Source organism: Paenibacillus sp. GbtcB18, from assembly GCF_019091125.1.
In the GTDB taxonomy this organism is placed as follows: Bacteria; Bacillota; Bacilli; order Paenibacillales; family NBRC-103111; genus Paenibacillus_F; species Paenibacillus_F chitinolyticus.
Window position 1 is genome coordinate 1 of the sequence record NZ_JAGXJX010000931.1, and the last position, 233, is coordinate 233.

Here is a 233-nt window from a genome sequence, read left to right on the forward strand (position 1 = left end):
GCAGCGTCAGTCCCGAACTCCCCAGTGACGTCCGCATCTTCAGCAGCTCGGAGTCCACCTGGTCGAGCAGGTACAGCCGCATGCCCATGATGCTCGCGACGGCCGCCACCACGTAGCCGACGGCGAGCAGCCCGACGTTGGCCAGGGTGAGCTTGCCGCGCAGCGAGTGCAGTCCGTGCCGGTGCCGGCGCTTGCCGAGGCTCATGTCAGGCCGTATCCGACGCCCCGCCGGG

General features: G+C 70.0%; 1 protein-coding gene. It reads right to left on the bottom strand.

Features of this window, described 5'->3' with window-relative positions:
* Nucleotides 1-205 (bottom strand): hypothetical protein (locus KVT34_RS31330; protein ID WP_217563400.1); only part of this gene is annotated, 205 nt, incomplete at its 3' end.
* Between the last annotated feature and the right edge of the window lie 28 nt (nt 206-233).